At 61.3% G+C, this 26,981-nt stretch carries 19 protein-coding genes and 1 pseudogene; 18 read left to right on the forward strand and 2 right to left on the reverse strand.

Annotated elements, in window-relative coordinates; genetic code table 11:
- From JNL55_RS08435 to JNL55_RS08445, 3 genes and pseudogenes are all read left to right on the forward strand, one after another.
- Positions 1-465: pseudogene (locus JNL55_RS08435) on the forward strand (hypothetical protein); the annotation flags it as partial.
- Positions 462-923: a hypothetical protein gene (locus JNL55_RS08440; RefSeq protein ID WP_293851945.1), complete on the forward strand. Its 462-nt coding sequence runs from the start codon at positions 462-464 to the stop codon at positions 921-923. The pseudogene JNL55_RS08435 and the gene JNL55_RS08440, both read left to right, overlap by 4 nt.
- Positions 920-2,389, forward strand: coding sequence for a hypothetical protein (locus JNL55_RS08445; RefSeq protein WP_293851948.1), 1,470 nt, complete (start codon positions 920-922; stop codon positions 2,387-2,389). Before JNL55_RS08440 ends, JNL55_RS08445 begins: the two co-directional genes overlap by 4 nt.
- On the opposite strand, the gene JNL55_RS08450 is transcribed toward JNL55_RS08445, so the two are convergent.
- The gene (locus tag JNL55_RS08450; RefSeq protein WP_293851951.1) at positions 2,340-3,602 is read right to left on the reverse strand and encodes a LysR family transcriptional regulator; all 1,263 of its coding nucleotides are present in this window, start codon (positions 3,600-3,602) and stop codon (positions 2,340-2,342) included. The genes JNL55_RS08445 and JNL55_RS08450 overlap by 50 nt on opposite strands.
- A 111-nt stretch (positions 3,603-3,713) precedes the next feature.
- Between JNL55_RS08450 and JNL55_RS08455 the strand changes: the two genes are divergently transcribed.
- The 14 genes from JNL55_RS08455 to JNL55_RS08520 all read left to right on the forward strand — a co-directional run bounded on the left by JNL55_RS08455 (position 3,714) and on the right by JNL55_RS08520 (position 22,996).
- Positions 3,714-4,397 carry a 4-carboxy-4-hydroxy-2-oxoadipate aldolase/oxaloacetate decarboxylase gene (locus JNL55_RS08455; RefSeq protein ID WP_293851954.1) on the forward strand — a complete coding sequence of 228 codons (684 nt, stop codon included), beginning with the start codon at positions 3,714-3,716 and terminating at the stop codon, positions 4,395-4,397.
- A gap of 19 nt (positions 4,398-4,416) precedes the next feature.
- Entirely contained in the window at positions 4,417-5,412 is a 996-nt protein-coding gene (locus JNL55_RS08460; protein ID WP_293851957.1) for a LysR family transcriptional regulator, read from the forward strand.
- Positions 5,413-5,445: 33 nt separating this feature from the next.
- Positions 5,446-6,741 (forward strand): MFS transporter, encoded by a 1,296-nt coding sequence (locus tag JNL55_RS08465; protein ID WP_293851959.1) that lies wholly within the window; start codon positions 5,446-5,448, stop codon positions 6,739-6,741.
- Positions 6,742-6,891: 150 nt separating this feature from the next.
- Positions 6,892-9,075 (forward strand): TonB-dependent receptor, encoded by a 2,184-nt coding sequence (locus tag JNL55_RS08470; protein ID WP_293851962.1) that lies wholly within the window; start codon positions 6,892-6,894, stop codon positions 9,073-9,075.
- Positions 9,076-9,115: 40 nt separating this feature from the next.
- Positions 9,116-10,774, forward strand: coding sequence for an LVIVD repeat-containing protein (locus tag JNL55_RS08475; protein WP_293851965.1), 1,659 nt, complete (start codon positions 9,116-9,118; stop codon positions 10,772-10,774).
- A gap of 49 nt (positions 10,775-10,823) precedes the next feature.
- The gene (locus JNL55_RS08480) at positions 10,824-11,945 is read left to right on the forward strand and encodes a YncE family protein (RefSeq protein ID WP_293851966.1); all 1,122 of its coding nucleotides are present in this window, start codon (positions 10,824-10,826) and stop codon (positions 11,943-11,945) included.
- A 47-nt stretch (positions 11,946-11,992) separates the two neighbouring features.
- Positions 11,993-12,979, forward strand: coding sequence for an ABC transporter substrate-binding protein (locus tag JNL55_RS08485; RefSeq protein WP_293851968.1), 987 nt, complete (start codon positions 11,993-11,995; stop codon positions 12,977-12,979).
- A 276-nt stretch (positions 12,980-13,255) separates the two neighbouring features.
- Complete coding sequence (locus JNL55_RS08490) at positions 13,256-15,484, forward strand: TonB-dependent receptor (protein WP_293851970.1); 2,229 nt, start codon at positions 13,256-13,258, stop codon at positions 15,482-15,484.
- Between the two features lie 32 nt (positions 15,485-15,516).
- Complete coding sequence (locus JNL55_RS08495) at positions 15,517-16,713, forward strand: hypothetical protein (RefSeq protein ID WP_293851972.1); 1,197 nt, start codon at positions 15,517-15,519, stop codon at positions 16,711-16,713.
- A complete protein-coding gene (locus tag JNL55_RS08500; protein ID WP_293851975.1) occupies positions 16,714-17,916 on the forward strand; it encodes a hypothetical protein in 1,203 nt (400 codons plus the stop codon). It begins immediately after the preceding gene.
- A gap of 7 nt (positions 17,917-17,923) precedes the next feature.
- Positions 17,924-19,408, forward strand: a complete 1,485-nt coding sequence (locus JNL55_RS08505; RefSeq protein ID WP_293851977.1) for an anion permease — start codon at positions 17,924-17,926, stop codon at positions 19,406-19,408.
- 1 nt (position 19,409) lies between these two features.
- The gene (locus tag JNL55_RS08510) at positions 19,410-20,573 is read left to right on the forward strand and encodes a 2-methylaconitate cis-trans isomerase PrpF family protein (RefSeq protein WP_293851980.1); all 1,164 of its coding nucleotides are present in this window, start codon (positions 19,410-19,412) and stop codon (positions 20,571-20,573) included.
- 37 nt (positions 20,574-20,610) lie between these two features.
- Positions 20,611-21,648: an amidohydrolase family protein gene (locus JNL55_RS08515; RefSeq protein WP_293851983.1), complete on the forward strand. Its 1,038-nt coding sequence runs from the start codon at positions 20,611-20,613 to the stop codon at positions 21,646-21,648.
- A complete protein-coding gene (locus JNL55_RS08520) occupies positions 21,623-22,996 on the forward strand; it encodes an MFS transporter (protein WP_293851986.1) in 1,374 nt (457 codons plus the stop codon). The genes JNL55_RS08515 and JNL55_RS08520 overlap by 26 nt, the downstream gene beginning before the upstream one ends.
- Here the strand turns inward: JNL55_RS08520 and JNL55_RS08525 are convergent.
- Positions 22,974-25,115: a kelch repeat-containing protein gene (locus tag JNL55_RS08525; protein WP_293851988.1), complete on the reverse strand. Its 2,142-nt coding sequence runs from the start codon at positions 25,113-25,115 to the stop codon at positions 22,974-22,976. The two genes, JNL55_RS08520 and JNL55_RS08525, sit on opposite strands and share 23 nt — an antisense overlap.
- Positions 25,116-25,425: 310 nt before the next feature.
- Here JNL55_RS08525 and JNL55_RS08530 point away from each other — a divergent pair.
- Positions 25,426-26,981, forward strand: a 1,556-nt coding sequence (locus tag JNL55_RS08530) for a TonB-dependent receptor plug domain-containing protein (protein ID WP_293851991.1), incomplete at its 3' end; no start/stop codon positions are given.

The following is a 26,981-nucleotide window of genomic DNA, read 5'->3' on the forward strand; positions in this document are numbered from 1 at the left end:
GTACACGAGCCGAAGAACTGTCTCGCGACTGCGCACGATCCGGTGTTCGGTCACGGTTATTCGCCGTTGTATTGCGAGCCGGACAACTATCAGGATGCCAAGAAGATGGTGTGCGGCTTTGCTGAAGGCGGCGTGCGCGTCTTCGATGTCCGCGATGTGAAGAAGCCTCGCGAGATCGCGTACTACAAGCCGCCGGCCGTAGGCAATGCGCCGCGCGCAGCCTCGCCGTATCAGACGTTTCGCGATGTGCCGGGCATCACCTCGCGTGCCACGAAGTTCCATACCGCCGATGGCGTGATCTACCCCGGCTTTGCCAGAGGCGGCAAGGAAATCTGGTTCACCAGTTTCGACAATGGCTTCCAGGTGCTGCGCTTCTCGGCGGCGCTGCTGGCGAAGGAGAAGGAGCTGTTCGCCGAGCCGGAGACCTGTTATGGAGGACTCCGGCCGAAGCACGGCTGTCCTTGAGCCGATCAACCGATGGCGACGATTTCATGATGGCAGTAGAACAAGCGCGACCGAGTCGGAGTATTGCCGCTGCTCTCTACATCACGCTGGCGTTGGTGCTGTTGGGCGCCATGTATCCGCTGTTGCGCAAGGCATCGGATGACGAAGCGGCGCGTGCGCCGGAAGCGCATACGTTCCGCATCGATATCTCCGCCGATTCGGACACCCTGACGCAGGCGGCGCAGAGCGGCGTGCCGGTGTTCAAGGCCAGGCAGGGCGACACGATCACACTCGTGGCGACATCGACGCAGCCGGGCTCGTTGCACGTGCATGTGTACGATCGCAGCGTGCCGCTCGTGCAGGGGAGCGAGGTGATGCTGACATTCCCCGCGACCACTGCCGGCGCGTTCCCCATCCACTGGCACGATCCGCAGAACCTGATGATCCATATGGCCATACTGGAAGTGCAGCCTCGATGATGGAGTGGTGGCTGCGGCGGGGCGCGCTGGCGAGTTTGATCTTGTTGCTGCCGGCGATCGCGCTGGCGCATTCCTTCAGCACGCCTTATTTGTTGCCCATCCCGTACTGGATGTACGTGTACGGCTGCGCGGCCACGCTCATCGTCACCTTCGCCGTGCTCGGCGTGTTCGCAAGCCGTCCTGCATCGGACGAATCAAGCGCGCGATCCAGGCCGCTCGAGGTCGGTCCCGGCATGCGTGCGGCTGGGCGTCGGCTGTTGATTGTCTTGCGTGTTGCTGCGTTGGCCTGCCTATCGATCACCATTGCCGCGGGCTTCGTTGGCAGCGAGGATCCGCTCGCCAACGTCTCGTTGCCGCTGTTCTGGGTGGTGTTCCTGCTCGGCTGGGGTTACCTCACGGTGCTGGTCGGCGATCTGTATCCGTTCGTGAATCCGTGGCTGACGATAATCGGTGGGCTCGAACGGATCGGTGTGCCGTTATCGAAGGCACGGATGCGTTATCCACAATGGCTGGGTTGTTGGCCGGCTTTCGGGTTCTATCTCTGGCTGGTCTGGACCGAACTGTTCGTGGTGCAGACACCGCTGGCTCTGTCGAATCTGCTGCTGATCTACAGCGCCGTGACCTTGCTCGGCGTGGTTGTGTTCGGCAAGCGAGACTGGTTCGAACAGGCCGATTTCTTCAGCGTGTTCTTTAGCATCGTCGGCAAGATGGCACCGGTCGCCTACGACAGTGATGGCGGTGAGCAGATTCGCGAGGTGCGGCTGCGGCGGCCGTTCTCAGGGCTGCTGAGCGAACAGCCCAAGCACATGAGCGTGTTGTTGTTCGTGCTGTTCATGCTGTCCTCGACCGCGTACGACGGCATCTACGACACGCAGCTGTGGACGGCGTTCTTCTGGAAAAACATGCTGGGACTGCTGCAGCCTCTATGGGGCGACGACCTCGGCAAAGCCCAGGCGCTGCTGATGGACCTGTTCCTGGTGTATCGCAAAGCTGGGCTGCTGCTGTTCCCGTTTCTGTATTTGATTTTCTATTACGCGACCCTGCTGCTCGCGAAGTTGATCACGCGTTCATCGCTGTCGCTGCGGTCACTGGCGCTGCAGTTCTGTTACTCGCTGGTGCCCATCGCGTTCGTGTATCACTTCGCGCACTACTACACGTTCCTGATCGTGCAGTTCCGCGAGCTGCCTTCGCTGCTAGGATCGTTGGTCGGCATCGACGTCTTGCCACCGTTACTGACGTCGCCGGATGCTCCGCCGACGGGTGCGTTGGAGATGGGCATCGTGTGGCACACGCAGGTCGGTGTCGTTCTGTTGGGGCATGTCGTGAGCGTAGTTCTCGCGCACTTCGAGGCGCTGCGCAGCTTCCCCGGCCGCGGCAACACACTACTCAGTCAGGTGCCGCTGCTGATCTTGATGGTCACTTATACGATGCTGGGACTCTGGATCCTGACGCTGCCGCTCGGTTGACGTCCGGCGCGGTCTGCGCCAGTTCACGCACCAGCGACAGGAATGAAGATTGCACCTTGGTCGGCGACCAGCCGAGCCGCGTGCAGATCCCGATGGGACGTTCGGTGCCGGGCAGCGCGTCCACGGCGATGGCCAGTTCGCCGGCCAGCGCTTCGTAATGAATCTGGCTGGACGACAGCAGCGCGACCCGGTCGCTTCGTACCAGCAGATCGCGCATGGTGATGAACGAGCTGCACTCGATGATCCGCTTCGGCATCGGGTAGCCGTGGCGTCGGAAGAACTCGGCGAAGTTGGCTCGCGCCGGCGTCGATTCGTGAGGAGCGATCCATTCCAGTGCAACCAGCTGACCGGGGTCGGGTGTGCCGCCAGCCAACAGCGGATGACCGGCGCGCACCACTATGGACAGCGGTTCCTGAAACAGTTCTTCCTGACACAAATCATTCGCGGGCGCCGGCTGGCGAAGCGCACCGACGATCAGATCGATCCGGCCGTGTTGCAAGTGGTTCAGCAGCTCGGCGTACGCGCCATCGAGAATCTTGATCCTGGCATCCGGAAACTGGGCCAGCAGCCGAGTCACTGCGGCGGGAAGAATTGACGTGCGCACCAGAGGCAGCGCGCCGATGTTCAAACTGCCGTTGCGTAGGCCGCGCAGCTCGCTCATGTCGTCCAGACCGAGCGCGATTTCTCGAAACGCCAGGTTCGCCCAGCGCGACAGAATCAGCGCCTCGGTGGTCGGCGCCGCGCCGAACGGCGACGGTTGAAACAGCTTGCGCTTGGCCACCTGTTCCAAATCTCGAATCGCTCGGTGAATGCTCGGCTGCGTGATGCCGAGCTGGCGAGCTGCAGGCGCGTAGCCGCCTCGCTCGATCACTTCGATCAATGCTCGTAACTGCACCGTTGTGGGCGGTCGGTCGCGCAATGGCGAAGCATTGCCGCGGCCGGGTTTGCGTGGAGCAATGGCTTGCCCGCCGGTTCGCAGATAGTCGAGCGCTTGATCGATCCGCTTGGCAAAGCAGCGCCCGGCTTCGGTTGGAATCATGCCGCTGGCGACACGGTCGAACAGTGCTTCGCCGACAGCGCGTTCCACGCCGGCGATGGCTTGGCTGATCGCGGGCTGCGACAGATTGATGCGTTCAGCCGCGCGATGCACGCCGCCGTATTTGGCCACCGCGGCGACCACTTGCAGATGGCGGAAGTTGTGATCGCTGTCCATGAGGTGAGGGGTATAGCAAAAACGAATCGCGATGGGCAAGCTTCGAACTGGCGTGGACTCAGCAACGCACTACACTCCCGACGCATAAGAAAGCATCTAGTCGGGGGATTCGTGGCGGTTGTCGTTACTGAAATCGATCGTGTTGCTGCCCATGTCGTAGCGGGATTCCAATCGCTCGGCGTAGCCACGGTGCACGATGCGCAAGGCCGCAAGGGCCTGCTCGCCTCCTACATGCGTCCGCTCGATCTGGATTTGCGCGCGGTTGGCACTGCCGTCACCGTCCAGGTCTCGGCCGGCGACAACTGGATGATTCACGTCGCCACCGAAATCTGTCAGCCCGGCGACATCCTGGTCGTCAGTCCGACCAGTCCCTGCGGCGACGGTTACATCGGCGATCTGATCGCGGGCAAGCTCATGTCCTGCGGTGTGCGTGGCTTGGTCATCGACGCTGGTGTGCGGGACGCAGCCACACTCAGAAAAATGCAGTTTCCCGTTTGGTCGCGCACGATTTCCGCGCAGGCCACGGTCAAGGAGACGCTCGGCGATATCAATTGCCCGCTGGTGTGCGCCGGCCAACTCATCCATGCCGGCGATCTGATCGTCGGCGACGGCGATGGCGTGGTGGTGGTGCGCCGAGAAGAGGCCGAGCAGGTTTTGGACCGCGCGCGCGAACGCGAGCGGCGTGAAGAAGAGATTCGTGCACGCCTGGCCGCCGGCGAAGTCGGAGTGGATATCTACGGCATGCGCGAGCGCTTGAAAGGCAAGGGATTGCAGTACGTCAAACGCGCCAGATAGTTGCAGACGAGGCCCGTCGATGGACATGCATCACTTGAAGACTTTCATCGCCGCTTACGAAGAGGCGAACTTCACCAAGGCTGCGCAACGGCTTAATGCCACGCAACCGGGCGTGAGTGTGCAGATCGCCGCGCTCGAGGCGAATGTCGGCACTGCGTTGTTCGATCGTAATGCACGGTCGGTGACGCCGACTGTCGCGGGGCGCCGTCTATATCCGCGAGCGCTCAAAATCCTGCATGATCTGAACAGCGCCGCGCAGGAGATCCGCTCATTGGGCAAATCCGCGCGCGGTCGGGTTTCCATCGGCATTCCGCCGTCGTTGAGCAAAGCCATCCTGGCGTCGGTGCTGACCCAGTATGTCGAGGAGTTTCCCGAGATCGACCTGCGAGTGTTCGAAGCTGACAGCGAAAGTGTCTTGCTGGCGCAGATCGAATCGCGCGAGCTGGACCTTGCGGTGATGACGCAGCCGTCGGATTCGGCGGCGGTGAGCTATCGGCGGATTTTCTCCGACCGATTGGTGCTGGCCTCTGGGCCGCGTGCCGGCTTCGAGTCGGCGCACCCCATCGCTATGGATGCCGCACCTCACTTCAAGATCGTGGTCCCTTCAGTGAGCTGCCGCGCCATCCATCGCGCGCTGGAAGAACCGTTGCGTACCGGGCGTATCGTGCCGGCGCGATTGATCGAACTCGATGGATTGGTGGGAGCGCTGGAGTTCGTGGCGCAATCGGATTGGGTTGCGTTGCTGCCGGCGGCGGCGGCGTACAACCACTCCAAGCGCAGCGGCATTCGCTTCAATCCCATTGCCGGCGAAGAGATTGCAATCGACTACTGTGTGGTGCACGGTCGCACCGAACCGATTTCGGCAGCGACCCAAGCGTTCGTCGATCTCGCTACGACGCAGCTGACTCGCGTCGAGGCACGCTCGCGTGCGTGGCTGTCCGATACACTGCGGCGTGGTAAGAAGCCGATGCATTTGAGCGCCGTGCCCGATGCGACCTGGGGCTCTGTGGCCTGATCCGACTCGCGTATTGAATCCCCAAGGCATCTCATGGCAGTGACTCACGCGGCGTTGCTTTCGACTCAAGACGAACTGCTGCAGAGTGCCTGCAGAAAGAACGCCTGGCGCATGGTGGTGTTGCTGGCGGTGGCGTACGTCGTCAACCACCTCGATCGCAACAGCATCGCCTACGCCGGCATCACCATGAATGTCGATCTCGGGCTGACGGCCAGTCAGTTCGGATGGGCAGCCGGGCTGACCATCATTAGCTACTCGCTGCTGGAAGTGCCGAGCAATCTGATCATGGCTCGGGTCGGCGCGAGGCTGTGGTTGAGTCGCATCATGATCACGTGGGGCATCGCCGCCAGCGCCACGGCACTGGCGATCGGGCCGAACAGTCTGTACTGGCTGCGTCTGTTGCTCGGCGCGGCCGAGGCCGGCTTCTTTCCCGGCGTGTTGATGTACCTGTCGACGTGGTTCCCGGCGCAGTACCGAACTCGCGTGCTCGCTTGGTTCTTGCTCGGCATCCCGGCGGCGTCGTTGATTGGCGGGCCGCTGGCCGGCGTGCTGCTGGAGATGAATGGCTTTCTCGGCCTGTCCGGTTGGCAGTGGATGTTTGTGATCGAAGGCGCACCGGCCGTCGTGCTCGGTGTCATCGCGTATCGCGTGCTCGTCGATCATCCGCGCGATGCGACGTGGTTGACGGACGGCGAACGCGGTGCGCTGCTCGACGCGCTCGCGAACGAACGCAGAGATCGTCCCAAACATGACTTTCTCTCGGCGCTCAAAGACATTCGCGTGGTGTTCCTGACGGCCATCCAGTTCGGCTTCACCTTGGGCGCGTATGGCATCGGCATCTGGCTGCCGCTGATCTTGAAAGGCCACGGTCTGTCGAATCTGGAAGTCGGCTTGCTCTCGGCGCCGCCGTACTTCGCTGCTGGCGTCGGCATGCTGTTGTGGGCCCGCTATGTGGACCGAGGCAAGAATCGTGTCTTCCATCTCACAGTGAGTTGTCTGCTTGCGGTCGCGGGCTTGGTCGGCTCCGTGGTCTTCTCGGATCTGATGCCGAGTCTGCTCGCGCTGACGTTTGCGTTGGTCGGCGTGTCTTCCGCGAGAACGATTTTCTGGACACTGCCACCGCGCTTCCTCGTCGGCAGCGCCGCTGCGGGTGGTATCGCATTCATCAACTCCATCGGCATGCTCGGCGGCTTCGCCGGGCCATACATGATGGGTTGGATGAAGGATGCCACCGGCTCGTTCAATGCAGGGTTGCTGACCATGGGCGGCGTGTTGTTGCTCACCGCCATATGCGCGGCCTCGCTGCGCTTCGTGCTGCGGGAGGAATGACGCGCCGATACAGATGATGCCGACCGGCCCGACGCCGCCATCGTGCCGACTGCACCATAAGCGAATCCTATTTCAGCGATGCGCAAACATCATTTCCGCGCTCGCTCTGCAGTGTTGTCAAATAGAGTCGAGAGTTTCTGGGGGGACGGTATGAGAAACAGATTCACAGTGGTGGCCGGCATGGCGACCCTGGCTTTGCATGGGCCCACCCAGGCTGCGGCTCAATCCTCATCGGGTCTGGAGGAAGTCGTCGTCACCGCGCAGAAGCGCGAAGAGAACCTGCAAAGCGTGCCGATCGCCATTGCCGCGGTCAGCGCCAGCATGATGGACAAGATGCAGATCGTCGATCTGTCGACGCTGGTGCAGGCCGTCCCAGGGCTGCAGTACTCCTTCGCGTTCAGCAATCCCCAGTTCACGTTGCGCGGTATCACCAACTACAGCAACGGCCCGTGGGTGGAGTCGGGCGTGAATATCTACGTCGACGGTGTCTACTCGGCTAACAACCAGGCGTCGGTGTTTTCGTTCAACAACATCGAGCGGGTGGAAGTGCTCAAGGGGCCGCAGGGCACGCTGTTCGGCCGGAACGCGCTCGGGGGTGTCGTGTCGATCACCACCAAGGCTCCGTCGCAGACGCCGACCTTCGACGTCGCAGTCGGCTACGGCAACTTCGATACGGTGAGCGGCAAGTTCTACGGTGCGACCGGCATCGGACCGAACATCGCCGCGGATATCGCCGTCTACGCGCAGAAGCAGAGCGATGGCTGGGGCACGAACCTCTATGACGGCGGCAAACTGCACTATGGCGAAGAAGCGGCGGTGCGCACCAAGTGGGTCTTCACCCCCGGCGACAACACTACGCTCACGCTGACTGGCGATTACGAACACACCGAGCCGCCGATTCTCGGTCCCGCGACCATCAACGGCGTGTACTCGTTCGTGAACATCGGGCCGGCGCACATGGGTGGGTTCTGGGATTCGTATCTGCCAGACATCGGCTTGCTCGATGTCACCAAGTACGGCGGCGCCCTGACGGTGAATCACGAACTCGACTGGGCCGAGATCGTCAGCATCACCGGCCTGAGCTATAGCAAGGTCGAGAAGAACGCCACGCGTCCCGCGGCCTTCCCTTACAACCCGCAGAATCCAGCGCAGGGCCAGGCGACGTCGGGCTTCACACTGAATGCGCTACAGAACGTCGACACGCGTACCATCACTCAGGAATTGCAGCTGAAATCGCCCGCGTCTGCCAAGCTCAAGTGGATCGCCGGCGTGTTCGTGCTCGACGACGAGATCGACAATCTCGCCTATCGCGTTCCCATCACCGGCACGGCGGTCTACACCGATGCGAGTCAGAAGACCGAGTCCTATGCGGGCTTCGGTCAGATCACCACGCCGCTATTCTCCGACGCCACGCGCCTGACGCTGGGCTTCCGTTACACCAGCGACCGTCGCGAAGTGGACGGCAACACCTATACCTTGGCGGGCGTGCTCGTTCCGGGAAGCTCGATTGTTTCCAACCCGGAGCCGAGCAAGACCTGGAAGGAGCCGACGTACACAGTCGTGCTCGATCGTGACATCACCGACAAAGTCATGGGCTATGCGTCGTACACCCGCGGTTTTCAGAGCGGCTCGTACAACATCAGCAGCAGCGTGAACGAAGGGCCGGTGGATCCGCAGACGCTGGATGCGTTCGAGGTCGGTGTGAAGGCCGATCTGTGGGACAACCGCATGCGTGTGAACACTTCGGTGTTCCATTACAAGATGCACGACCTGCTGGTCAGTCAGAACATCGACAACGTCCGCATCACATCCAATGCCGCGTCGGCGGAGTACAAAGGTGTCGACATGGATGTCAGCATCGTACCCATCGACCATCTGACGATCACCGCGGGCGCTGGCTACACCGAGCCGAAGTACACGGACTATCGGAACGCGACCTTCTACCGGCCCAACCCCAACAACAACGGCACGTTCGTGGCGTTCGTTGGCGATGCGACTGGTAATCAGATCGCGTACTCGGAGAAGTTCTCCGCATCGCTCAGCGTCAACTACGAACTGGCAACCGGCATCGGCGATTTCTCGCTGAGCGCCATCGGCAACTATCACAGCGGTGCGCATTACGACGCGCAGGGCTTGCTGGCGCAGCCTGCATACACAGTCGTGAATACGTCGGTGAAGTGGACACGGCCCGGTGCGCCTTGGGACGTGAAGCTGTGGTCCAACAATCTCTTGAACCAGAAATATGTGTCCACGCTGTTTGCCAACACGCCGGTGATGTACATGAACCCTGCGCCGCCGCGGACCTACGGTATCGAATTCGGCTATCGGTACTGATCGAGCGCCGCTCTGATTAATTTCGAGGAGATCTAGAACAATGTCATTTTCTTATCGGCAAGCTCTGGCGGCGGTTCTGGGCATCTGTGCGGTGTCGTCCGCGACGCCGGCAGCTGTGCCGTCGCAGGGCTTCGGTCCAGTCGCGACGCGTGCGGTGTGCGGACCTAAAGATCGACAGGAGTCAGGCCTGCAAGGACAGACCACGCTCGCGGAGCGCTTCGGTTCCGATTCGGCACGCGCGTACAACTGCAATCTCGAATTGATGGGCAACTACGTCGGCGAAGGCGCCGGCGCGGGCTTTGCCATCATCGACAAGTGCGCCTACGTCGCGCAGTGGCAGGTGCCGCTGCCGTTGGTGTCGGTGTTGAAAAATCCGGGCGTGATGATCGTGGACGTGTCCGATCCGAACAAACCCAAGGCGGCAGGCTATCTGCGTACGCCTGGCATGATGCAGCCGGCGGAATCGTTGTCGCTGGATTTGAATCGCAAGCTGCTCATCGGCCAGCACCTCAACAAGAGCGGCGAGCAGGGCAGCACGCTCGACATCTATGACGTGTCGGACTGCCTCAAGCCGAAGCTGAAGTTCAGCGGCATCATTCCCGGCTACATCTTCCACGGCGGCGATTTCTCGCCGGACGGCACCATTCTGTGGGGCACCACCGGACCGGTGTTGCGCGATGAGGATCCGGAGCAGGGCGACACCATCTCGGCGCTCGACATCACCGATCCCACTCAGCCGAAGGTGCTCGCCACTTATCGTGCACCGGATCCGGAGCGCATCCAGCGCTTTCACGGCATCTCGGTCACCGACGACGGCAAGACTGCGTACTACACCATCGGCGAACACAAATATAAGCGCGTGAACGGCCGCATCGTGCCTTCGCCAAATCAGGGCATCGGCGTGTTGGACGTGAGCGAAGTGCAAGCGCGCAAGCCCAACCCGACCATCAAGCCGGTCGGCGATCAAGTGTTCTGGGACGACATCGTTCACAACCAGTTCCTGCGTCCCATGGTCATCAAGGGCAAGAAGTACCTGTGGGAGAACCGTCTCGACGGTGTGATCGCGAGCGATGCGAAGTTGCACACCGGTGTGCGCTTCACTCGTCCAGTCGACAGCCCTGAAGATGCGTGCCGCGCTGGCAAGGCGGCGTGGGGCTTCGTGAGCATCTTCGATATCGAAGATGCGATTCGCCCGAAGCGCGTGTCGGCGGTCAAGTTGGAAGTCCACGATCCGAAGAACTGCTTGGCCACGGCTCACGATCCGGTCTACAGCCATGGCTATTCGCCGCTGATCTGCGATGTCGACAATTATCAGAACTCGAAGATGATGGTTTGCGCCTTCACCGAAGGCGGCATTCGAGTATTCGATATTCGCGATGTGAAGCGGCCGCGCGAGATCGCGTACTACAAGCCGCCCGCGGTCGGCAATGCTCCGCGCGCGGCGTCGCCGTATCAGACGTTCCGTGATGTCTCCGGCACCGTGTCCAAAGCCACGAAGTTCCACTCGGCCGACGGCACCGCCCATCCGTTCTTTGCCAATGGCGCCAAGGAAGTCTGGTTCAGCAGCTTCGACGGCGGCTTCCATGCTGTGCGCTTCTCCGATGCTTTGCTGGCGAAAGAGAAGGATTTGTTCGCCGATCTCAACACCTGCGTCGGCGGGCTGCGGCCGGCGCACGGCTGCCCCAACGATGCCAAGTGACCCGACACGATCCGAACAATGCGCTGTCAATTTTCGCAGGGGATATGAAATGACGTTGAGAAAAGTTTCTGGGTGGTCGTTGGCGCTGGCGTCTGCTGTCGCGATGCTGAGTTCGTCGGGCGCGCTGGGTGCACCAACGCCGGCGCAAGCCGTGTTGGTCGCGGGGCAGGGCAAGAACCCTGGCGAGAACGCGTTGATCATCGTCGATCCCGCCGCGAGAAAAATCGTCGCCCGCATTCCGTTGAGCGGCCAGCCACACAACATCGCCGTGTCGCCCGATGGCAAGACGGCGTACACGAGCAACGCGCTGCGTGGCACCGATGCGAAGAACTATCCTGGCCTGACCCGCACCGACGCGGATCCAGATCCACTGCCGTCCGATACGATTTCGGTGGTCGACCTGGAGGCGCAGAAGGAAGTGCGCACCATCAAAGTCGGTGCCGGCGCCAATCCGCACGGCATCTGGTACGCCGCCGGCAAGGTGTACTTCACTCTGGAAGGTAACAAGACCGTCGGCCGTTACGATCCCAAGCACGATCTGGTGGATTGGATCGCTGGCGTCGGCCAGAACCGCGTCCACGAGTTGGTCGTCACTCAGGACGGTCAGAAAATCTTCACCGCGAACATCGGCTCGGACAACGCGGCGATGCTGGCGCCTTGGGATCCCAAGTTCGATCACATCGCTGAAGGCGAGCGGCCCTTGCCTTGGAATGTGACTTTGATTCCCACCGGCCCCGGCGCCGAGGGCATCGCGCTCAGCGCGGATGAGAAGGAAGTCTGGATCGTGAATGGCGGCGACGCCACGGTCGCGGTCATCGATGTCGCTACTCGTAAGGTAGTGAAGACAGTGCCGCTGAACTTCGAAGAGCCGCTGCGTATCACCATCACGCCCGATGGCAAGCGGGCGCTGGTGCCGAGCCGTGCCGGTGAAGTGGCGGTGCTCGACACCAAAACTCGCAGCGTCATCAAGCGAATTCCAAACGTGGGCACGCAGATTCACGGTGTCGTGGTGTCGCCGGACAATTCGTTCGCCTACACCGCCTCGCAGGGCGAGGCCGAGGTCACCATCATCGACCTGAAGTCGTACACGGTGGTTGGCCGCATTCCCACCGGTACCGGCAAGAAAGCGTTCGACGGTATCGACGGCATCGGCTGGGCGCAGCGGCGCTGATCCGGTCTCAACCAAACAAAGATCGTTGGAGTTCTAGAAACATGACGATGTATGCACGATCGATAGCCAGCACCGTACCCGCCGCGGCTGCAATGCTGGCATTGCTGATGCCGACGCTGGGGGCGGCCGAAGGACTGCAAACGCTGCGCACCGAAGGCGGCACGATTACCTTCCGGGTCGCGCAACAGCAGGGCTTTTTCGAAAAGCACGGCATCAAGATCCAGAAAGAAGATTCCGGCACCGGCGCCGCGATGAATGTGCGGCTCGGCAAAGGCGAAATCGATGTCGTCGATGGCGGCTTGGACAATGGCATCGCGGCCACGCTGCAGGGCGTCGACGCGGTCATCGTCACGGGTTCGAGCCTGGCGGGACAAGAGCTGGTGGCGCAGCCGGGCATTCGTTCGATCAAGGATCTGCGCGGCAAGACCATCGCGGTCGACTCGACGGACATGCAGGCGGCACTCGTGCTCAAGAAGATGCTGCTCGCGGGTGGCCTGAAGCCCAAGGACTATACGCTGAAGGTCGTGGGTGCGAATCGATTGAAAGCGATGCGCGAAGACAAGCAGTACGCCGCCGCGATGCTCGCCGGCGCTCAGTCGTTGTTGGCGAAGCAGGAAGGTTTCATCAGCTTGGGCAACAGCCTGGATGTGGTTGGTCCGGTCACTTATCACGGCGTGTTCGTGCGGCGTTCCTGGGCTCGTGACAATGCGGATGTGTTGACTCGCTACATCGCCGCGGAGATCGAGGCGCAACGTTGGATCCTGTTGCCTGCCAACAAGCAGAAGGTGGTTGCGTTCATTCTGAAGACCAGCCCGGAAGGCACCACCGATGCCATGGCCGAAGACGTCTATCGCGAGATGGTCAACGGGCCGGGCGAGCTGACCAAGGACATTCGTTTGGAGGTGCCGGCGTTGCAGAACTTCCTGAAGTTGCGCGCCGAGGTTCAAGGTTCATGGCAGGGCTCGCCGCCGCCTGCTGAGAAGTTCTACGATTCTTCGTACTACTACAAGGCGCTGGACCTGGTGTCGCACTGATTCGATGTCTTTAGCTCGAGCGCGGCAATCGCGCTCGGGCTTGTTTTATTTCTCCTGCCGCGGTCTGCGTGCAGGAAGACGTGCGCTCCCCGCGCATCACGTCTGCTTCAATAGAAACAAGCTGAGTGGGCTCATGCGTACTCCTTATCGACGCAGGCTCGATTGCATAACGCACCATTATCAAAGGCATCCAGAAACGTCATTTCCGCTGCTCGAACAGTTGATGCAATGTAACGGCACACAGATAACTACTCGTAACCACTCGGGGGATATGCAATGAGCCGCTATGTTGGATTGGTGATGGCCAGCGTCGTGACGACGCTCGGCTTCGGTTCGCACACCGTGTCAGCGCAGTCGAAGGACGAAGCGGAATCTTTCAACGGCTTGGAAACCGTCGTTGTGACATCGCAGAAGCGCAGCGAAGACTCGCAGAAAGTCGCGCTCACCGTCACCGCGTTGGATGCGAGCGCACTGGAGTCGCGGCAGATCGAGACCGTTTCGGATCTGGCGCAGGCCGTCCCAGGATTCCAGATCCAAAAGATCAGCGGCGCTGCGTATCCGTTCCTGCGCGGCTTGGGTTTGCAAAGCTCCGGTCCCTGGCAGGAAGCGCCGGTGAGCACGTACATCGACGGCGTGTACTACGTGAACCCGACCATCAACCAATCCATCTTGAACAACCTGGAGCGCATCGAGGTCATCAAGGGGCCGCAAGGAACGTTGTTCGGCCGTAATGCCACCGGCGGTGTCGTCTCCTACGTCACCAAAGATCCTACGCATGAGCCGCGGCTCGATGTGGCGCTCGGCTACGGCAACTACGACACCTGGAGCGGCAGCCTGTACGGCACGACCGGCATCACCGAGAACCTGGCCGCTGATATTGCCTTGGTCGGTGAAGATCAGCGCGAGGGCTGGGGCAAAGACCTCTACACCGGCAAGGACGTTCATACCAGCTACAAATATTCGGTGCGTAGCAAGTGGGTGTGGACGCCCAACGACCGCACCAAGTTGACTTGGATCAGCGACTACGGGCGCGCAGTGTCGGCCGAGTCGGGCAATGGCAGCGTGCGCGGCGTTTATGACTTCGTGCAGGTCGGCCCTCGTCACGTCGGCGGCTTTTACGACACGTACCTTCCCAATGAACCCACCAACCTGAGCACACAGTACGGCACCAGCGTGAATCTGCAGCTCGACTGGGACTGGACCACGTTCACCAGCATCTCCGCGTTGCGCCGGGCTCCGGAAGAACTCGATGGACCGGATCCGTTCGATGTGCCGTTCCTGGTGAACACGCCGCAAGTGGGTCAGATCGACGGCCTGAGAACCAGTAATCTCGGTTACAAATTCAACAAGACGTTTACCCAGGAATTCCAGATCACCTCGCCCGAGTCCTCGACGATTCGTTGGGTCGGCGGCGTGTTCCTGTTGTTCGACAACTCGGGCTACTACGAGAAGAATGACTATCGGTTGACGTCCGCCGGACTGCGCAACCGTCGTTCGCGCACCAAGCAGGAAACAGAGTCCTACTCGGCCTTTGCTGAAGCGACGGCGCCGGTCTTCGAAGATACCCGTCTGACGCTCGGTGTGCGTTACACGAGAGATCATCGCAGCGTCGAAGGCTATGGCAGCCAGAACACCATTGCGAATCCCAACGTGTACGTCATCACGCCGGGAACCACCGGCGCGGACAATCCCGTGCCGAGCGACACCTGGAGCAAGCCGACGTACAAGGTGTCCGTGGAACACGATGTGGCCGAGGACACACTCGCTTATTTCACGTTCTCCACCGGCTTCCAGAGCGCCTTCTATTCGATCACCAACGATGCCAATCGGCCGCCGCTCGAGCCGGTGACGCTCAAGGCTTATGAGATCGGCATGAAGTCGGACTTCTTCGGTCACACGCTGCGATTGAATGCATCGGCATTCCTGTACGACTTGAGCAACGTCATCGTGTCCGCTTTTGCCAACGGCTCGCAGAATCAGCGCAATGCCGCCGAGAGCCGCATCAAGGGCATCGACATGGATCTGACGTACCGGCCGATCCGGGATCTGACCTTCAGTGCGGGCTTCCAGATTCTGGATCCGAAGTACACCGAGTACCGCAATGCCCTCGTTTATGTGCCGGTACCGGCGCAGAACATCTACACCATCACGTCCGGCGACGTGAGCGGCGAGCAGCTGCAGTGGTCGGAGAAGTTCATGGGCACGGCGAGCGTGAACTATGTGATTCCGATGAGTGCCGGCGAGTTCTCGCTGAATGCCGCGTACACCTATCACAGCGGTACTCACTACGACACTCAGGATCTGAATACGCAGGATCCGTATTCGCTGATCAACGCATCGATCGGTTGGGCACCGTTCCACGACAAGTGGGATGTGAGACTGTGGGGCAAGAACCTGGCGGACAAGCAGTACGTGTCCGCGTTCCAGAGCGGCACCACAGTGATGAAGTACACCCCCGCCGAGCCGCGAACGTATGGCGTGCGCTTCGCTTACTACTGGAAGTGACGGCGTAACGATCGCGTTCGTGGGGGATGCAAATGATTAGAGCGAGCACGGCGCTGACGGCACACGTCGGTCTGTTGGTCGGTCTGCTGGGCTGGTGGCTGCACGCACCAGCTCGAGCAGAGTCTCAACCGCCGACGTCGACAGCGCCGCGCTACCAGGTCGATCCCTTCTGGCCGGAGAACTTGCCCAACAACTGGATGCTAGGGCACGTCGAAGGCATCGTGGTCGACCAGCAGGATCATGTCTGGGTGTTGCATCACTCCTCGACCATGGATCATCCGCATGCGCACTCGCCGAAATTCGTCGATCACTCGGACATGGGATTGGCCCAGGATCCGCCGATCTCCGAGTGTTGTATCCCGGCTCCCGAAGTCATCGAGTTCGATGCGTCCGGCAAAGTGGTGCAGGCGTGGGGCGGCCACGGCCACACGCCGGATTGGCCCGAGGCCGTGCACGGCTTCTGGGTGGATAAACAAAAGAATGTGTGGATCACCGGCAATCATGCACCGGACCGGCACGCACTGAAATTCTCTTCCGACGGCAAGAAGGTGTTGCTGAAGATCGGGGAATTCATCGGCGACGGCGGCCGCGCGGAGAAAGTGGAGCCCGACAATCAGAACACGGCGTTGCTCGGCGGTCCCACCGGCATCACGGTCGACGATGAAGCACAGGAGGTGTACATCGCCGACGGCAATGTGAACAAACGAATCGTCGTGTACGACTCGCAGACCGGTGCGTTCAAGCGCGGCTGGGGCGCCTACGGTATTGCGCTGAGCGAGATCGATAACAAGAAGAACTCCAGCCACAAATACGACCCCACGGTGCCCGCCAAACAGTTCAAGGTCGAGACCGTGCGCATTGCCAACGATGGCCTCGTGTATGTCAGCGACAAGGGCAGCGCGCGAGTGCAGGTATTCACCAAGGCCGGCAAGTTCATCAAGGAGTTTTTCGTTGCCCGAGAAACACTCTCTGGTCCGGGCACCACTTTGGGCATGACGTTCTCGCGCGATCCGCAACAGAAGTATCTGCTGGTATCGGACGGCAGCAACAACACGGTGCGCATCTTCGATCGCGACCGCGGCGTGCAGGTCAGCACGGTGGGGCGCCAAGGCCGTAACGCCGGGCAGTTCGATACGCCGCTGCCGGTGGCGGTCGACTCTCGCGGCTCTCTCTACGTCGGCGAAGTCAAATACAACAACCGGCTGCAGCGCTTCGTCCTGGAGAAGTAGATGAGCAGATGGTCCGCATTCCTGATCGGGGCGCTGTGCTCGGTGTGTTCAATTGCTTGGGGACAGGGCGCGGCGTCGTACCGGGTGGATCCGTACTGGCCGAAGGAGTTGCCGAACCAGTGGGTGCTGGGGCAGGTCCGAGGCGTCAGCACCGATAGTAACGGACACATCTGGGTGCTGAATGAAGGTGTGCCTTCCGACAATGCACACGCTGCGACTCAACCGCCGACGGCTGAGTGCTGCGTGCCCGCGCCGTCGGTGATCGAGTTCGATGCCGGTGGCAATGTGTTGCGAGCCTGGGGAAAGCCAGGTTACGTGCCAGCGTGGCCGCGCTCGCCGCGGGGTATCCAGGTTGATAAGAAAGGAAACGTTTGGATCGCGGGCGTCGCCAGCCCGTGGACGTCCGAGCCAGGCACACCCAATCCGACACAGCAGGAGCCTTGGGACCGTCATGTGCTGAAGTTTTCGGCGGACGGCAAGTTGCTGCTGCAAATCGGACAGCCGTCCAACGCTCCACTGAGCAACCGAGATACCAAGAGCTTAGGTCCCACCAGCGCGATGCGTATCGATGACGCCGCCGACGAACTGTACGTGGCAGATGGATTCTTGAATCGGCGGGTGCTGGTGTTCGACGCGAACACCGGAAAATTCAAGCGCGGCTGGGGTGCGTACGGCATCGCGCTGGCGAAGATCGAGGAAGCCGAGCCAATCAAGTTTCCCGCGACCCGCGATCCGTCGGTGCCGGTCTCTCGGCAGTTCAACGGGCTGAGCGATATCGAGATTGCACGCGACGGCAAAGTCTATGTGTCGGATCAAATGAACTATCGCGTGCAGGTGTTCACCAAGCAGGGCAAGTTCATCAAGGAATTCGCGGTCGCGCCCAAGGTACTGGGTTTCGAGGCGACCTGGACGCTCGCGCTGTCGCAGGACCCGAAGCAGCGTCATCTGTTCGTCACCGACGGCGAATCCGGCCTGATCCGGATTCTGGATCGCGACAGCGGCACGGAGCTGGGCAAGTTGGGGCACAAGGGCCGCAACGCCGGGCAGTTCAATAATCTGAACTGGCTGGCGTTGGATTCGAAGGGGGCGATGTACACGGGCGAAGTGCACTTCACGCGCTCGTGGGACGGCAAGATCGCCACGATGACTGGTAAACCGCAGACGCCCGGCGGGCGGCTGCAGCGGTTCACTCCGCAGCAGTAACCGACTGATGTTTGCAAAAGCGCCGTACGCACGCTGGGTGTCCGCTGTCGAGCGGGCCGATGCGAGCCGGATCTCGCACGCCGAGGTCAAGAACCACCGGCAGCTGCGTGCCCTGGCGACGGCCGCAGTCGCGATTGGAATCTGGTTCGCGCCGGTGCCGGTTGGCGTCGATCCAAAGGCGTGGCAACTGTTCGCCATCTTCGCCGCGACCATCGTCGGGTTGATTCTTCAGCCATTGCCGATGGGCGCGGTCGTGCTGGTTGGCGTCACGCTCTCGACGGTGACAGGCACGCTGCATATCGAGGAAGCCTTGAACGGATATGCGAACGCCACGGTCTGGTTGATCGTCGCGGCGTTCTTGTTCGCGCGGGCATTCAGCAAGACTGGTCTTGGCCGTCGCGTCGCATACCTGTTTATTCGCGCGTTCGGGCACAAGACACTCGGCCTTGCGTATGCGCTGGGACTTGCGGATCTGGTGCTTGCTCCCGGCATTCCGTCTGGTGCTGCTCGCACCGGTGGTGTGTTGTTCCCGGTGGTGAAGAGTCTCGCCACGACCTATGGATCGGAGCCGGGACCGAGTGCCGACCGCATCGGCCGCTTTCTGATGCTGAGCGCGTACCAAGTGCACGCGGTGACTTGCGCGATGTTTCTTACGTCGATGGTCGCTAACCCGCTGATCGCCGAGCTGACCCGCAAAACGCTCGGCATCGACATCACCTGGAGCGGTTGGGCGCTCGCCGCATCTGTGCCTGGCGCGATCAGTCTGCTGATTCTGCCTTACGTGATCCTGCGCCTGACCCGGCCGACGATTCGCGAAACTCCCGAGGCGGCGGCCCTAGCTCGCAACGAGCTGCAGCGTATGGGGTCTGTACGGCGCGAAGAGTGGGTGGTGCTTGGCGTCTTCCTGCTGGCGTTTGTATTGTGGATCACCGGATCGATCACTCATCTCAATGCTACGGCTGTGGCACTGCTCGGGTTGTGTTTGATGCTGGCGCTCGGCGCCATCTCTTGGCAGGACGTGCTGGAGGAGCGAGCTGCCTGGGACGCGCTCATCTGGTTTGGCGGCTTGGTCGGCATGGCGACCATGCTCAGCAAGCTCGGGCTGATGACCTGGTTCTCGTCGCATGTCGGCCAGTACGTCGACGGCTGGTCATGGCCGCTGGCGCTCATCGTCCTGGTCTGCGTTTATATCTATTCGCATTATCTGTTCGCGAGCCTCGCCGCGCATGCGACGGCATTTTTTGTGCCGTTCCTCACGGTCGCAGTCGCGGCCGGTGCGCCGCCCTATATGGCCGCGCTTGCCTTCGCTTTCTCTTCCAGCTTGTGCGCCTCGCTTACTCACTACGGCGGTGGACCGTCGCCTGTGTATTGGGGTGCCGGCTACGCAGATGTGAAGCAGTGGTGGAGCGTCGGCCTGGTCGCCTCGTTACTGCACATCCTGATCTGGATAGGCATCGGTTCGGTGTGGTGGCGAGTGTTGGGTCTGTTCTGAAATGCACGACTACGAACTCATTCGAGCCGCGGTCATTCGCGGCGGCACGAGCAAGGGCGTCTTCCTGCTGGCGCACGACCTGCCTTCGGATGCAGCGGTGCGCGATCAGGTCATCCTGGCGGTCTTCGGCAGTCCCGATCCACGACAGATTGACGGCCTTGGCGGCGCCGATCCGATCACCAGCAAGCTTGCAATCGTGTCTCGCTCGTCGCGGCCCGACGCCGACGTCGATTACACCGTCGGTTACGTGTCGCTCGACCGCGCCCACATCGACTACGAAGGTAACTGCGGCAACATCTCGCAAGCGGTCGGGCCGTTCGCCATCGATGAAGGGCTGGTGCCGGTGGTCGAGCCGGTAACTCGCGTTCGCATCTTCAACACCAATACGCAGAAGATCATCGAAGCCGACGTGCCGGTGAAAGACGGGCGGGCGCGCACCATGGGCGATTTCAAGATCGACGGTGTACCGCACGCCGGCTCGCGCATCACGCTCAACTTCGTCAACTCCAGCGGCTCGAAGACCGGCAAATTGCTGCCGACAGGAAACGTGGTTGATCGTGTGAAGCTGGCGGACGGACGCACAGTCCGCGTCAGTCTGGTGGATGTGAGCACGCCGGCGATCTTCGTCAAGGCCAGCGATATCGGTTTGACGGGTACCGAAATGCCTGCGGACACGCTACGGCGGCCAGAAATTCTCGCCGTCATGGAGGAGCTGCGCGTACAAGGCGCGCTGCTGATGAAGCTTGCAACCAGTGCCGATCGTGTCAGCCCGGCAGTGCCGAAGGTCGCCATCGTCGCGTCACCGCAGCCTTACGTAACGATTCCCGGAGCTTCGCTTGGAATCGATGACTACGATCTGCTTGCACGCACCCGTGCGCTCGGCGCGATGCATAAGGCATACGCGGTGACCGGCGGCATCTGTGTCAGCGCCGCGGCGATGATCGAAGGCACCGTCGTGCATGAAGTCGTTGCGCCACGCGCGATTCGTTCCGGCATCGTCCGCCTGGGACATCCCTCTGGCGTTTCTCATTTCCAAATAGAGATGGCTCGTAACGCTGCCGGAGAATTCGAGGTGCGTCGCTCGGGTGTGGCTGGCACCGCGCGCCGTCTGATGGACGGTTTTGTTTACGTGCCGCGATCAGCTTTCGAAATCAGCGGCTCTTGAGATGCATCGAGCATGACTCGAGGCAGGGAGACACATCATGGCAATCGCCAAAAATCCAGACTACAAACGCATCGCCACCGAGGAAGCCTGGGCACCGACGCATATCATTGAACGCTTCCAGAAGCTGGTCGGCACCATCGGCGATCCAGGCTTCGACAGCTTGTGGGGGTTCTACAGCACCAGCCCCTCGCAGCGTGCGCAGCAGGTGTTTGCTCGCCTGCAGGATCTGGGTGAGCGTCGGTTGGCAGACATGGATGCGTGCGGCATCGACGTGGCCGTGCTCAGTCTCACCTCTCCGGGAGTTCAATGCTTCGACGCTGCGACGGCTACTTCGTTGGCGCGAGTTGCGAACGATGAACTGGCGGAGGCTTGCCGCCAGCGGCCCGATCGTTTCGCCGCCGTTGCCTCGTTCGGGCCCCTGGAGCCGGCGAACGCTGCCAAAGAAATCGAGCGCGCGGTCAGCCAGCTCGGCATGAAAGGCGCGATCTTCAATTCGCATACGCATGGCCAGTATCTGAGCGATCCGAAGTTCTGGGACATCTTTGCGGTCTGCGAACAATTGCAGGTGCCGCTGTATCTGCATCCACAGACGCCGCCGCCGGCCATGATCAAACCGTTTCTGGAGGCGGGCCTGGATGGCGCTGTGTTCGGCTTCGGCGTCGAAACCGGATTGCACATGCTGCGCATCCTGACCAGCGGCGTGTTCGATCGCTTTCCCAAGTTGCAGATGTGCATCGGCCACATGGGCGAAGCTTTGCCTTACTGGATGTATCGGCTCGATTACATGCACGGCGTCACGGTGCGCTCGAAGCGTTACGAGTGCCTGCAACCGCTGCAGCGACGGATCAGCGACTACTTGAAAGAAAACGTCTACGTCACCAGCAGCGGCTATGGATGGGAGCCCGCGATTCGATTCGCACAGCAGGAGCTCGGTGTCGATCGAGTCCTGTATGCGATGGACTATCCCTACGAGTACGAGGCCGACGAAGTGCGGGCTCTGGACAGCATGAACATTCCGCTGGCCGACAAGAAGAAGTTCTTCCAGACCAATGCAGAACGAATCTTCAGGCTCTGAGCGTGAGGTAGTCATCGATGGCGCCGGCCGCATCGATGCGTCAGCGCTGATCGATGCTCAGCCGATCGGTCGCACCCAGCTGTCGGTGTTCACCCTGGCGTTTCTGATCGCGGCATTCGACGGTCTGGATCTGCAAGTGATCAGCTTCGTGTCTTTGGATATGGCGCGCGAATGGAACATTTCCCGAGCCAGTCTTGGTGCGGTGTTCAGTACCGGGCTGTTCGGCATGATGTTGGGTGGACTGTCGTTGGGCACGCTCGGAGATGTGTTCGGTCAGCGGCGCGTGCTGATAGCGTTGACCGTGCTGCTCGGCTTGTTGACTGTCGCGACAGGCTTTACCACGTCGATGGGCCAGCTCTATGTATTGCGCTTCCTGACGGGGTTATGTGTTGGCGGCGCGCTGCCTAACACAGTGGCACTACTGTCGCAGTACGCACCGAAGCGTCGTCGTGCGCAGTTGATATCCGTCGTCGGTGTCGGCATTCCTTTGGGCGCGGCGACAGGCGGTGTGTTGGCGGCGTTGTTGTTGCCGGAGTTGGATTGGCGGTGGCTGTTCTACGTTGCCGGCGGTTTGGCGTTGACGTTCTGCCCGGTGCTGCTCACGTCGCTGCCGGAGACGATTCCCTCGATGCTCAAGCGTGCTGACGGCCAGCATCAAGCGTTGACGATGCTACGCAGTATGTACCCGCGAGTCGTCATTCCTCAGGGTGAGGTGATCTGGGGCGACGTCTCGGCGAAGCGTCAGCTGCCGGTCGTGCAGTTGTTCGACGGCGGCCGGGTCTACATGACCGTGCTGTTGTGGAGTGTGTTCGTCGCCAGCTTGATGAATGTTTATTTGCTTCCCAGCTGGCTGCCGGCGTTGCTTCAGGACGCGCAGGTGCCTCCCGCCAAGGCGGCGCTGGCAACGTCTGGATTCAGTGTCGCAGGCATGCTGGGTGCCGTGTCCATCGGCTGGCTGGTCGACCGCTTTGGTTTCGTTCGTGTTCTGTGCACGGGCTATATATTGAGCGCGATCGGTATCGCTGCCGTGGCGTTGAGTCACTCTAGCCTCGCAGTGCTGGCGACGACCGTGTTCCTGTCCGGCTTCTTCGTGGTCGGCTGCCAAGGCGCGCTCAACGCCGTGCCGTCGATACTCTATCCCGCGGATGTGCGTTCGACGGCCACCGGCTGGGCGTTGGGAATCGGCCGTCTCGGCGCCATCGTGGGTCCCTTGCTCGCTGGCATCCTGCTCAGCGCCGGCTGGGCACATTCGCAGGTGCTGCTAGGCGCTGCGTTGGTCGGCGTGCTCGCCAGCTTGCTGGTGCTGATTCTGGCAGTGGCTCGTGCTAGTACATCCACAGATCGCTGAGTTTGTAGCGTGCGCCGTGTCCATCCCAACCGTAGCCGCCGAATAGCCAGAGACGATTGCTCGCGTCGATCCAGCCGGAGGGCAGCAGACGGCCGCCAGGTGAGTTGTTGGGCGCCGGAACGTTCACCGTGCCATAGACACCCTGGGCGTTACCGCTAGCCGAGCCGTTCACCCAAGTCCATTGATGAGTGGCTGGGTCGTACTGCCACAGATCGTTCATATCGCTGAACGCGCCGGAGTCATTGGCGCCGTGGCCGCCGAACATCCAGTAGCGACCGTCGCTGTCCACCCAGCTGATTGAGCTGTAACGAGCGCCGGGCGCGTTACTCGCCGCCGAGAGTCCTTGCGATCCATAGACGCCGGCCACGGAATTCGTGTTGGAACCGCTCAACCAAGTCCATTGATGCGTAGTCAGGTCCCACGACCACAGATCGTTCATCGCGCCATTGGCGCCGGTGGAGTCAAAGCCTGCGCCTGCGAATAGCAGCAACTCATTCACACCATTGGTTGCTCCCGTGGCGTTCACTCGTCCGCCAGGCGCGTTGGCAGTCGCTGCGACACCGCGTGTGCCATAGCTGCCCGCGACGTTGACGGAGTCCGATCCGCCTTCCCAGGTCCACCAGCCGGTGACTGGGTCGTAAGACCACATGTCATTGAAGTAGGTATTGGCGGGATGGGCGAAGCCGCCGAACATCCAAAACCGGCCGGTGCTATCGAGCCAGCTGACCGCGCCCAGTCTGGCGCCAGGCATGTTGCCCGGTGCGGCGACGCCTAACGCGCCAAAGTTGCTGGTGATATTGGCTGTGCTGGAGCCGGCGATCCAGGTCCATTCATTGGTGGTTGGGTCGTAACGCCACAGATCGTTGAGCGATCCGAAGATGCCGGGAGCGTCGCTGTAACCGCCGAACAGCCACAGCTTGCCATTCGAATCGATCCAGGTAACGCCCTCGTGTCGCGCGCGCGGTTCGTTGCTGCTCGCGGCAACGAGCTGCGTTCCATAGTTGCCGGCGCCATTGGTAGTGTTCGAGCCATGCATCCAAGTCCACTGCTGCGTGGTGTGATCGTACTTCCAGAGATCGCTGAGATCGCCTTCACCGGCAACGAAGGCGGCGCCACCGAACAGCCAGAGGTCGCCAGCAGCATCGATCCAGGTGTGAGCGCTGTTACGTGGCGGCGGCACATTGCCGGGCGATGCAACGCCTTTGGTGCCGTAGGTTCCACTGCCACCCACGGTGCTGGGGCCTTTAACCCAGGCCCACTGGCGTGCGGCACACGTAACCTGCGCGTTGCTCACATCAGCCGCTGCAATCGTGCCCGAGCCATCGGTGACGCTGCAGTTCATGCCAGCGGGTTGAGCCGCTACGGTGATGTTGTACGCGCTCGCCGCAGCAAGGTCGGTGAGCATGGAGAACGTCGCGGCATTCGCAGCGACCGACAGTCGATCGCTGCCGTTGGCGAGCACCAAACCGTCAGCGCTCAAGCCGCTGATGTCGCCGCCCAGCGTGAATGCAACGACAGAACAAGTGACGGCGACGTCGGTGACGTTGGCCGCAGGCATCGTTCCTGTTCCGGAGCTGACGTTGCATGACGTTCTAGGCGGCTGTGTGGCCACCGTTACTGCATACGCGCTTGCGAAGGCGGCGGGCGTGGTGAACACAAAGCTCGTTGCGTTCGCCGGCACTGCAAGCAGCTCGCTGCCGTAGGCGAGAGTCAGGCCACTGCTAGCAAGACCGCTCACGGAACCACCGAGCGTGAAGTTTCGGTTTACGCACGTCACTGCGATATTGGTGACGTTGGCGCTACCCATCGTGCCGCTGCCATTGGCCACGCTGCAGCTGAGCCCAGCGGGTGCACTCTGCACCGACACCGCATACGCATCGCCGGAACGAACTGATCGCGGGAACGTGAACTGTGTCGCTGCCGATGCGACGTTCAGTGTGTCACCGCCGTTGGCGAGAACCAGACCACTGACGGTGAGCCCACTGATACTGCCGCTCAAGCTGAAGCGTGGATCGTCGGGAGTCGAGGACCGGCAGCCCGTGAGCAGCAGAGTCAAGAGTGCAGTGACCGCCCAGGCGTAAGGACGTGACGAGGCGATCGAGCGCGAAGCTGGCAGCATAGGCTGAGGCTTATAGTTGTTCGGTACGACAATGTAGTTGAGGGGGCAACGGGATTTGTCATAGCGCGTCTCAGTTGACAGATTTGGGTTGCGGCAGATTTGGCGGCCGACGACGCCGCTCGGTGCTGGCAAAAAAAGCGCGTTCCCATTGAAATTGACGGGTAGCTCGGCCGCGAGCCCGCGCCCTATGCTGATTCCCAGAGAGTCAAAGAACACTGGCTCGGGGGTCCGCACCGGATCGTCGAGCTGGCAAGCATCGCGGTCCGAAGTTGCCATGACATTGGCCCTTGAGAGGCCAGCCGGGGGAATGATGAGCGAGCGTACGATCAGAGCAGCCGTCTGTGGCGTGCTGCTGGTTTCAGCGGGTATTCACGGAGCTGCAGCTGTGGCGGCCGAGCCGCCGGGCGCCGCTGCGTCCACGCCGAAGCCCGAAGCGCAGGCTGCACTGGAAGAAGTGGTCGTGACCGGCTACGCAGGCAGCCTCGAACGTGCGATCGAGAACAAGCGCGTGGCGGACGTGATCAGCGACGGCATCTCGGCCGAGGACATCGGCAAATTCCCCGAGCAGAATCTCGCCGAGTCATTGCAGAGAATCACCGGTGTGCAGATCACCCGCCGGCTGGGCAATGGCGCATTCATCAGCGTGCGCGGTCTGGATCCGAAGTTCACCAACACGCTATACAACGGACGCCAGGTGCCATCAGGCTCGGGCAGCCGCGCTTTCGATTTCCAAGTGTTGCCCACGAATTTCGCGCAGCGAGTCGACGTCTACAAGACGCCGACCGACGACATGCCGGAAAGCGGTCTTGCCGCCACCGTCAACATGCAGACCGTTCAGCCGCTGCAGTATGGGCAGTCGCGCGGTGCCCTCAACGTCGAAGGCGCATACGATGAACAGGCGCGAACCAGCATTACGCCACGCGCATCGGCGCTCTACACCGACACGTTCCTGGATGACCGCCTCGGTTGGATGGTCGGTGTGGACTACAACGAGCGCGACTTCGACGTTCAGAACACCGCGACGGATGGCGTGCTTGCAGATGCGTCTTACACTGGGCCGGGCACCGCCTATCGCGTGTTCGGTCTGCGTGCCAACGACAACGTCGGCACGGACAAGCGCTGGAGTGCAGTCAGTGCGCTTCAGTTCAAAGTGAGCGACACACTCGAGTTACGCGCAGATACGTTGATCTCGCGATTCGAGCAGAAGTACAACTTCTACCAAGGACAGAACTTCTATCCGGGCGCGGGCGCGCTCGGCGTCTCGCCGACAGATTCGATCACGCTCGATGCCAACAACGTCGAGACGGCATGGTCGGGCAGGAATGTGTTCGCCTGGATGCAGGCGAATCGTTTCGAGTACGAGCAGAACCTCACATCGACGGCGCTCGGCGCCAAGCTGTCGCTGGGCTCTTGGACGCTCGACGGTCAAGCGTCATACGGGCATGCGCGCACGGAATCGACACAGCTGTATGTGTCCTTTGCGACCCGAGCGCCCGGCGCCTCGCTGACGTACGACGCGACTCGGGATCCGGGCGGACCGCTCACCGTCAGCTTCTACAACGGCTTCGATCCGAACGACATCAACAACTACGTGTTCAGCGGCATCCAGGGCGCGTACCAGGCACCGACCACGGACAAGATCTGGAATTTCAGACTCGACGCCGCGCGTGAGCTCGACACCGGCTGGCTGAAGACGCTGAAAGTCGGCGTCGATCATGCCAAGCGAACCTTGGCCAACTCGCCGAACTGGCTGAACAACACCGCGGATGGGTTCGCAGCCGACATGAGTCCGTATGCGATGATCAACCGCAATCCCACGTTCTTCGATTCGTACAGCGGCGGAGCGCAGCCACCGCGGAATTGGTT

Source organism: Steroidobacter sp. (assembly GCF_016790065.1).
GTDB lineage: Bacteria > Pseudomonadota > Gammaproteobacteria > Steroidobacterales > Steroidobacteraceae > Steroidobacter.

What these genes read in the sequence shown, in the direction of transcription:
- JNL55_RS08445 (WP_293851948.1), top strand. Translation starts at nt 920, where the DNA reads ATGATGGAGTGGTGGCTGCGGCGGGGCGCGCTGGCGAGTTTGATCTTG.
- JNL55_RS08450 (WP_293851951.1), bottom strand. Translation starts at nt 3,602, where the DNA reads ATGGACAGCGATCACAACTTCCGCCATCTGCAAGTGGTCGCCGCGGTG.
- JNL55_RS08460 (WP_293851957.1), top strand. Translation starts at nt 4,417, where the DNA reads ATGGACATGCATCACTTGAAGACTTTCATCGCCGCTTACGAAGAGGCG.
- JNL55_RS08465 (WP_293851959.1), top strand. Translation starts at nt 5,446, where the DNA reads ATGGCAGTGACTCACGCGGCGTTGCTTTCGACTCAAGACGAACTGCTG.
- JNL55_RS08470 (WP_293851962.1), top strand. Translation starts at nt 6,892, where the DNA reads ATGAGAAACAGATTCACAGTGGTGGCCGGCATGGCGACCCTGGCTTTG.
- JNL55_RS08475 (WP_293851965.1), top strand. Translation starts at nt 9,116, where the DNA reads ATGTCATTTTCTTATCGGCAAGCTCTGGCGGCGGTTCTGGGCATCTGT.
- JNL55_RS08480 (WP_293851966.1), top strand. Translation starts at nt 10,824, where the DNA reads ATGACGTTGAGAAAAGTTTCTGGGTGGTCGTTGGCGCTGGCGTCTGCT.
- JNL55_RS08485 (WP_293851968.1), top strand. Translation starts at nt 11,993, where the DNA reads ATGTATGCACGATCGATAGCCAGCACCGTACCCGCCGCGGCTGCAATG.
- JNL55_RS08490 (WP_293851970.1), top strand. Translation starts at nt 13,256, where the DNA reads ATGAGCCGCTATGTTGGATTGGTGATGGCCAGCGTCGTGACGACGCTC.
- JNL55_RS08495 (WP_293851972.1), top strand. Translation starts at nt 15,517, where the DNA reads ATGATTAGAGCGAGCACGGCGCTGACGGCACACGTCGGTCTGTTGGTC.
- JNL55_RS08500 (WP_293851975.1), top strand. Translation starts at nt 16,714, where the DNA reads ATGAGCAGATGGTCCGCATTCCTGATCGGGGCGCTGTGCTCGGTGTGT.
- JNL55_RS08505 (WP_293851977.1), top strand. Translation starts at nt 17,924, where the DNA reads ATGTTTGCAAAAGCGCCGTACGCACGCTGGGTGTCCGCTGTCGAGCGG.
- JNL55_RS08510 (WP_293851980.1), top strand. Translation starts at nt 19,410, where the DNA reads ATGCACGACTACGAACTCATTCGAGCCGCGGTCATTCGCGGCGGCACG.
- JNL55_RS08515 (WP_293851983.1), top strand. Translation starts at nt 20,611, where the DNA reads ATGGCAATCGCCAAAAATCCAGACTACAAACGCATCGCCACCGAGGAA.
- JNL55_RS08520 (WP_293851986.1), top strand. Translation starts at nt 21,623, where the DNA reads ATGCAGAACGAATCTTCAGGCTCTGAGCGTGAGGTAGTCATCGATGGC.
- JNL55_RS08525 (WP_293851988.1), bottom strand. Translation starts at nt 25,115, where the DNA reads ATGCTGCCAGCTTCGCGCTCGATCGCCTCGTCACGTCCTTACGCCTGG.